Annotated in this window: 14 protein-coding genes; all 14 read right to left on the reverse strand. The window is 61.2% G+C overall.

From position 1 onward, the window contains the following. Positions 1-24: 24 nt before the first annotated feature. From rplE to rpsJ, 14 genes are read right to left on the reverse strand one after another with little or no spacing between them, the layout of a single operon-like run. Positions 25-723 (reverse strand): 50S ribosomal protein L5, encoded by a 699-nt coding sequence (gene rplE / locus WCJ41_RS12405; RefSeq protein WP_336906140.1) that lies wholly within the window; start codon positions 721-723, stop codon positions 25-27. Beyond that, positions 716-1,039, reverse strand: a complete 324-nt coding sequence (gene rplX, locus WCJ41_RS12410) for a 50S ribosomal protein L24 (protein ID WP_336906141.1) — start codon at positions 1,037-1,039, stop codon at positions 716-718. The genes rplE and rplX overlap by 8 nt, the downstream gene beginning before the upstream one ends. After that, the gene (gene rplN / locus WCJ41_RS12415) at positions 1,039-1,407 is read right to left on the reverse strand and encodes a 50S ribosomal protein L14 (RefSeq protein ID WP_336906142.1); all 369 of its coding nucleotides are present in this window, start codon (positions 1,405-1,407) and stop codon (positions 1,039-1,041) included. Before rplN ends, rplX begins: the two co-directional genes overlap by 1 nt. Before the next feature lie 44 nt (positions 1,408-1,451). After that, positions 1,452-1,700, reverse strand: coding sequence for a 30S ribosomal protein S17 (rpsQ, locus tag WCJ41_RS12420; protein ID WP_111198647.1), 249 nt, complete (start codon positions 1,698-1,700; stop codon positions 1,452-1,454). A gap of 11 nt (positions 1,701-1,711) precedes the next feature. Further along, on the reverse strand, positions 1,712-1,906 hold the full coding sequence (gene rpmC / locus WCJ41_RS12425; protein WP_336906143.1) for a 50S ribosomal protein L29: 195 nt from the start codon (positions 1,904-1,906) through the stop codon (positions 1,712-1,714). 14 nt (positions 1,907-1,920) lie between these two features. Continuing rightward, positions 1,921-2,334 (reverse strand): 50S ribosomal protein L16, encoded by a 414-nt coding sequence (gene rplP / locus WCJ41_RS12430; RefSeq protein ID WP_111198648.1) that lies wholly within the window; start codon positions 2,332-2,334, stop codon positions 1,921-1,923. Positions 2,335-2,353: 19 nt separating this feature from the next. After that, positions 2,354-3,067: a 30S ribosomal protein S3 gene (gene rpsC, locus WCJ41_RS12435; protein WP_336906144.1), complete on the reverse strand. Its 714-nt coding sequence runs from the start codon at positions 3,065-3,067 to the stop codon at positions 2,354-2,356. After that, positions 3,067-3,459 carry a 50S ribosomal protein L22 gene (gene rplV / locus WCJ41_RS12440; RefSeq protein ID WP_336906145.1) on the reverse strand — a complete coding sequence of 131 codons (393 nt, stop codon included), beginning with the start codon at positions 3,457-3,459 and terminating at the stop codon, positions 3,067-3,069. The genes rpsC and rplV overlap by 1 nt, the downstream gene beginning before the upstream one ends. A 3-nt stretch (positions 3,460-3,462) precedes the next feature. Then, positions 3,463-3,747 (reverse strand): 30S ribosomal protein S19, encoded by a 285-nt coding sequence (gene rpsS / locus WCJ41_RS12445; protein ID WP_336906146.1) that lies wholly within the window; start codon positions 3,745-3,747, stop codon positions 3,463-3,465. Positions 3,748-3,760: 13 nt separating this feature from the next. Next, a complete protein-coding gene (gene rplB / locus WCJ41_RS12450) occupies positions 3,761-4,588 on the reverse strand; it encodes a 50S ribosomal protein L2 (protein WP_336906147.1) in 828 nt (275 codons plus the stop codon). Positions 4,589-4,604: 16 nt separating this feature from the next. Continuing rightward, the gene (locus WCJ41_RS12455; RefSeq protein WP_336906148.1) at positions 4,605-4,898 is read right to left on the reverse strand and encodes a 50S ribosomal protein L23; all 294 of its coding nucleotides are present in this window, start codon (positions 4,896-4,898) and stop codon (positions 4,605-4,607) included. Then, a complete protein-coding gene (gene rplD / locus WCJ41_RS12460; RefSeq protein ID WP_336906149.1) occupies positions 4,895-5,512 on the reverse strand; it encodes a 50S ribosomal protein L4 in 618 nt (205 codons plus the stop codon). The genes WCJ41_RS12455 and rplD overlap by 4 nt, the downstream gene beginning before the upstream one ends. Positions 5,513-5,524: 12 nt before the next feature. Then, positions 5,525-6,229 carry a 50S ribosomal protein L3 gene (gene rplC / locus WCJ41_RS12465; RefSeq protein ID WP_336906150.1) on the reverse strand — a complete coding sequence of 235 codons (705 nt, stop codon included), beginning with the start codon at positions 6,227-6,229 and terminating at the stop codon, positions 5,525-5,527. A gap of 27 nt (positions 6,230-6,256) precedes the next feature. Next, positions 6,257-6,565: a 30S ribosomal protein S10 gene (gene rpsJ, locus WCJ41_RS12470; RefSeq protein WP_336906151.1), complete on the reverse strand. Its 309-nt coding sequence runs from the start codon at positions 6,563-6,565 to the stop codon at positions 6,257-6,259. Positions 6,566-6,641: the final 76 nt, after the last annotated feature.

Below are 6,641 nucleotides of genomic sequence, written 5' to 3' on the forward strand. Positions count from 1 at the left end.
GGCTTTACCTCAGCTTGAACTGTTTTAAGCGGCCTTACGGGCCGGCTTGCGGAACGGGAAGTTGAAGGCATCGATCAGCGCGCGGGCCTCGGCGTCATTCTTCGCCGTGGTGCAGATGATGATGTCCATGCCCCAGACACGATCGATCTTGTCGTAGTCGATTTCCGGGAAAATGATGTGTTCCTTGATGCCGAAGGCATAGTTGCCATTGCCATCAAAAGAACGGTCGGTAAGGCCGCGGAAGTCGCGAACGCGCGGCAGTGCGATGTTGATGAGCCTGTCGAGGAACTCGTACATCCGCACCTTGCGAAGCGTCACCTTGGTGCCGATCGCAAGGTTCTCGCGGATCTTGAACTGCGCGATGGCCTTGCGGGACTTGGTGATCACGGGCTTCTGGCCGGCGATCTTCTCAAGTTCGGACGCGGCAACGTTCACCAGTTTCGAGTCCGCCGTGGCTTCGCCAACACCCATGTTCAGAACGATCTTGGTGATCTTCGGAACCTGCATGGCGTTGTCGTAGCCAAACTGCTTGATGAGAGCCGGACGCACGACCTCGTCGTAGTGCTTGCGCAGACGCGGCACGTAATCGGCAGGAGCGGACTCCGAACCCGGAGCAGCCTTGGCGACCGGCGCGGCCTTTTCGGCCTTTGCCGTCTTCGGCTCAGCCTTGCCTTCGGCTGCGGGCTTCTTCGCCGCTGCCTTCTTTGCCTCTTCCTTAGCCATCGATCACTTCTCCCGAGCGCTTGGCGACGCGCACCTTCTTGCCGTCACCGAGGGTCTTGTAACCCACGCGGGTCGGCTTTCCATCCTTCGGATCGATCAGAGCCAGGTTCGAAACCTGAATCGGAAGCTCCTTGGAGATGATGCCGCCTTCCTGGGCTGCAGTCTGCTTCTGGTGGCGCTTGGCCACATTGATGCCGCGCACCACAGCGCGGTTTTCGGACGGGATGGTGCGAATGACTTCGCCCTGCTTTCCCTTGTCCTTTCCGGTGATAACGACAACCTTGTCGCCCTTCCGGATTTTAAGCTTCGCCGACATCAAAGCACCTCCGGTGCAAGCGAAATGATTTTCATCTGGTTCTTGGCGCGCAGTTCACGCGGCACGGGTCCGAAAATACGGGTTCCGACCGGTTCGCCCTGCGCATTGATGAGCACCGCAGCATTGCGGTCGAAGCGGATCACCGAGCCATCCGGGCGGCGGATGTCCTTGGCGGTGCGCACCACGATGGCCTTCATCACGGTACCCTTCTTCACGCGACCGCGCGGGATCGCTTCCTTGATCGACACCACGATGATGTCGCCAACGGAGGCATACCTGCGCTTGGAGCCGCCCAGCACCTTGATGCACTGGACCCGGCGGGCGCCGGAATTATCCGCCACATCGAGATTTGTTTCTTGCTGGATCATCTGATCACCCGTTCACTCATGGAACCCGAAGGCCCCTGTTCTCTTTAAGCCTGACCCGCGGCGACCTTCTCGACGAGGGCCCAGCGCTTCTGCTTAGAGAGCGGACGGGTTTCCTCGATGCGGACGATGTCGCCGGCCTTGGCTTCGTTCTTTTCGTCGTGCGCGTGGTACTTCTTCGAAAGACGGACCGTCTTCTTCAGAACCGGGTGACGCAGGCGGCGCTCGACCAGAACCACGATGGTCTTGTCGTTCTTGTCGCTCACCACGACGCCCTGCAGGATGCGCTTCGGCATTTATCTCTCTCCTACTTCGCGGCGGACTGCTGCGACTGCACCGTCTTGAGACGGGCTATGTCGCGGCGGATCTGGCGGATGCGCGCGGTGTTCTCGACCTGGCCCGTCGCCCTCTGGAAGCGCAGGTTGAACTGCTCCTTCTTGAGCTTCAGGATTTCGTCCTGGACCTGGTCCTTGGTCATGACGCGGATGTCGTTAGCCTTCATGGCGTTCACCCTTCTTATTCGCCAAGGCGCGCAACAAAGCGCGTCTTGATGGGGAGCTTGGCGGCCGCGAGCGACAGCGACTCTTCCGCGACTTCGCGCGGAACGCCGTCGATCTCGAACAGCACACGACCGGGCTTCACGCGGGCCGCCCAGTATTCCGTCGAACCCTTGCCGGAGCCCATGCGGACTTCGGCCGGCTTCTTGGAAACCGGAACGTCCGGGAACACGCGGATCCAGATGCGGCCGGCGCGCTTCATGCCACGCGCAAGCGCGCGGCGGGCGGCCTCGATCTGACGAGCGGTAAGACGATCGGGCTCAACGGCTTTGAGGCCGAAGGCGCCGAAGTCCAGCGTGTTGCAGCTGGTCGACTTGCCATGGATGCGGCCCTTGAAGGCCTTGCGGAACTTGGTACGCTTAGGTTGCAGCATTTTTGCTAACTCTCAATCCTCAAGCCGCGTCGCGGTCGCGGCGGCCACGGGACTGGCCCGCATCGGCCGGTTCGTTCATGCGCTTGTCCTGCGCCATCGGATCATGCTCAAGGATTTCACCCTTGAAGATCCAGACCTTCACACCATTGGTGCCGTAGGTCGTGAAAGCGGTCGCCGTGCCATAGTCCACGTCGGCGCGCAGCGTATGCAGCGGCACGCGGCCCTCACGGTACCATTCGGTACGGGCGATTTCGGCACCGCCGAGACGGCCCGAACATGTGATCTTGATGCCCTCGGCACCCATGCGCTGGGCGGACTGCACGGCGCGCTTCATCGCACGGCGGAAAGCCACGCGGCGTTCGAGCTGCTGGGCAATGTTCTCGGCCACCAGGGTTGCGTCGACTTCCGGCTTGCGCACTTCAACGATGTTGAGGTGAACTTCAGAACCGGTCATGTCCTGCACCTTGCGGCGCAGCTTTTCGATGTCCGCGCCCTTCTTGCCGATGACAACGCCCGGACGAGCCGAGTAAATCGTCACGCGGCACTTCTTGTGCGGGCGCTCGATCAGGACCTTAGAGACACCAGCCTGCTTCAGTTCCTTCTTGAGGTACTCGCGGATCGCGACGTCCTCATGGAGAAGCTTGCCGTACTCGCGTGAATTGGCGAACCAGCGGGAATCCCAGGTGCGGTTGATACCGAGGCGCAGGCCGATCGGATTGACTTTCTGACCCATCAGGCTGCCTCCTTGCTTTCTTCGCGCACTTCGCGGACGATGATCGTCAGTTCGCTGAAGAACTTCTGGATGTGGCCAACACGACCGCGAGCGTTGGGCATCCAGCGCTTCATGACCAGGTTCTTGCCAACCCAAGCCTGGGCGACCATCAGATTGTTGATGTCGAGATCATGGTTGTTCTCGGCATTGGCGATCGCGGACTCAAGCGTCTTCTTGATGTCCTTGGCGATGCGACGGCGCGAGAAGGTGAGATAGGCGAGAGCCTTGTCAACCTTCATGCCGCGGATCTCCGAGGCCACGTCATTGAGCTTGCGCGGCGAGATTCGGATCGACCGGGTTACGGCCTTCGCCTCGTTGTCCGGCAGGCCGCGCGGGCGTGCTTTCTTGCTCATGGCTTACTTGCCTCCGGCTTTCTTGTCGCCGGCGGTGTGGCCATGGAAGGTACGGGTCGGCGAGAACTCGCCGAGCTTGTGACCAACCATTTCCTCCGACACGAGGACAGGAATGAACTTGTTGCCGTTGTGAACCTGGAACGTCAGGCCCACGAACTGCGGCAGAATGGTCGAACGGCGAGACCAGGTCTTGATGGCCTGGGCGCGTCCACCGGTGCCGCGAGCGGCGTCCGCCTTCTTGAGGAGGTACCCGTCAATAAACGGGCCTTTCCATACAGAGCGTGTCACGGTCTACCTCTTACTACGACTTCTTGCGGTCATGGCGCGACCGCACGATGAACTTCTGGGTCCGCTTGTTAGAGCGGGTCTTGGTGCCCTTCGTCGGCTTGCCCCAGGGTGTTGCCCAGTGCTTACCACCGTTGGTGCGGCCGCCGTTCGGGTGATCGACCGGGTTCCGCGCAATACCGCGCGAAATCGGACGCTGGCCCTTCCAGCGATTGCGACCGGCCTTGCCGATCACTTCGTTCATGTGGTCGGGGTTCGACACCGCACCGACGCTCGCCATGCAGGTGGCGTCGACCATGCGGGTTTCACCCGACTTCAGCTTCAGGAGCACATAGCCCTGGTCACGACCCGCGACCATGGCATAGGTGCCAGCCGAGCGAGCAAGTGTACCGCCCTTGCCCGGCTTGGTTTCAATGTTGTGGACAATGGTGCCCACCGGCATGGAGCCGAGCGGCATAGCATTGCCAGGCTTCACGTCGACCGACATGCCCGAGATCACCGAGTCGCCAACGGCCAGGCGCTGCGGCGCGAGGATGTAAGAGAGCTCGCCATCGGCATACTTGATCAGCGCGATGAAGGCGGTGCGGTTCGGATCGTATTCCAGACGCTCCACCACCGCGGCGATGTCGTGCTTCATGCGGCGGAAGTCGACCATGCGGTAGGACTTCTTGTGTCCGCCGCCCTGGCCGCGCGTCGTGATGCGACCCGTGTTGCCACGGCCACCGTTCTTCGCGATGCCTTCGACAAGCGACTTAACGGGCTTGCCCTTCCACAGCTGGCTGCGATCCACCTGAACAAGGTGGCGGCGTCCGGCGCTGGTGGGATTGAAAGTCTTGAGTGCCATTTTCTTATCTCACCACTCAGAGGCCAGTCGTGACGTCGAGGCGCTGGCCCTCTTCGAGGGTCACATAGGCCTTCTTCACGTCGCTCAACATGGCCAGCTGGCCCTTGAAGCGACGCTGCTTGCCCTTGCGCACCAGCGTGTTGACCGACTTCACCTTCACACCAAACAGACCTTCAACGGCCTTCTTGATGGCAGGCTTCGTGGCGTCGCGCGCCACGTTGAAGACGACCGTGTTGTTGTCGGAGACAAGCGTCGCCTTTTCGGTGATCGCCGGGCTCTTGATGATGTCGTAGAAGTGCTCTTTGCTCACTTGAACCGCGCCTCCAGCGCTTCGACGGCCGCCTTGGTCAGAACCAACTTCTTGCGGCGCAGGATGTCGTAGACGTTGATGCCCTGGATCGGCAGCACATCGATGTTCGGGATACTGCGGGCAGCCTTGGCGAAGCTGTCGTTCACCGCGGCGCCGTCGATGATCAGCGCGTTCACGAGGCCGAGCTTCTCGAAGGCGTTGACCAGCGTCTTGGTCTTGCCGTCGGACGCGGCCTGGTCAAGGATCACCAGCGACTGGTCCTTTGCCTTCGCCGAGATGGCGTGGCGCAGGCCGAGGGCGCGGATCTTCTTGTTCAGCGACGTCTCATGGCTCCGCGAACGGGGACCGAAGGCCTTGCCGCCACCGACGAAGATGCCGGCCTTGCGCGAACCGTGACGAGCACCGCCCGAACCCTTCTGCGGGCCAAGCTTCTTCGTCGTACGGGAAATCTCGCCACGCGACTTCGCCTGGTGCGTACCCTGCTGGCGCTTGTTCATCTGCCACTGGATCACGCGATGGATCAGGTCGGCGCGGGGCTCAAGACCGAAGATGTGGTCGGCGAGCTCGATGCTGCCGGCCGTCTGGGCCTCGATGGTGTGAATATCGGCTTTCATGTCCGTCAACCCTTACTCTGCTGCCGGAGCCGCGGCGGCTTCGGGAAGCTTGAACGCGCCCGGCTTCGGAGCGCTGTCGGGAAGCTTGCGCTTCACGGCATCGCGCACGGAAACCCACGCACCCTTGACACCCGGAACCGAACCCTTGACCAGGATCAGGCCACGGTCGAGATCCGTCTTCACGACGACGATGTTCTGCGTCGTGGTGGTCTCGGCGCCGAGGTGACCAGGCATCTTCTTGTTCTTGAAGACCTTGCCCGGGTCCTGGCGGTTACCGGTGGAACCGATGGAACGGTGGCTGACCGACACGCCGTGCGTGGCGCGCAGACCGCGGAAGTTCCAACGCTTCATACCACCGGCGAAACCCTTACCCATCGAGGTCGCGGTCACGTCCACGAACTGGCCGGGAACGAAATGCTCGACAGTGATTTCAGCACCAACCGGGATCACGTTGTCCGGAGACACACGGAATTCCTTCAGCTTACGCTTCGGCTCTACCTTGGCCACGGCAAAGTGGCCACGTACGGCCTTCGTAAGCCGCTTGATCTTCGGGATGCCAGCACCAAGCTGCAGAGCAGTATAACCATCCTTGTCGCTCGTCTTCTGTGCGACGACCTGACAGTTATCGACCTTCAACACGGTCACGGGAACAACAACTCCCTCTTCCGTGTAGACGCGGGTCATGCCCAGCTTCTGTGCGATGAGACCAGAACGCATCGCTTCACTCCTTCAAAGCTCTAAGAGTTAGAGCTTGATTTCAACATCGACACCGGCGGCCAGATCGAGCTTCATCAAAGCATCGACAGTCTGCGGGGTCGGATCGACGATATCGAGCAGCCGGCGGTGGGTCCGAATTTCGAACTGCTCCCGGCTCTTCTTGTCCCCGTGGGGCGAACGGTTCACGGTGAAACGCTCGATCCGGGTCGGAAGGGGCACGGGGCCCCTCACCTGCGCACCGGTCCGCTTCGCCGTGTTCACGATCTCGCGTGTCGACGTATCGAGTATGCGATGATCGAAGGCCTTGAGGCGGATACGGATGTTCTGACGTTGCATTTCTTTTTCCGCCCTTAGTCAGTGATCTTGGCGACGACGCCGGCGCCGACGGTACGACCGCCTTCACGGATGGCGA

Origin of the sequence: Aestuariivirga sp., from assembly GCF_037139295.1 — a bacterium.
In the GTDB taxonomy this organism is placed as follows: domain Bacteria; phylum Pseudomonadota; class Alphaproteobacteria; order Rhizobiales; family Aestuariivirgaceae; genus Aestuariivirga.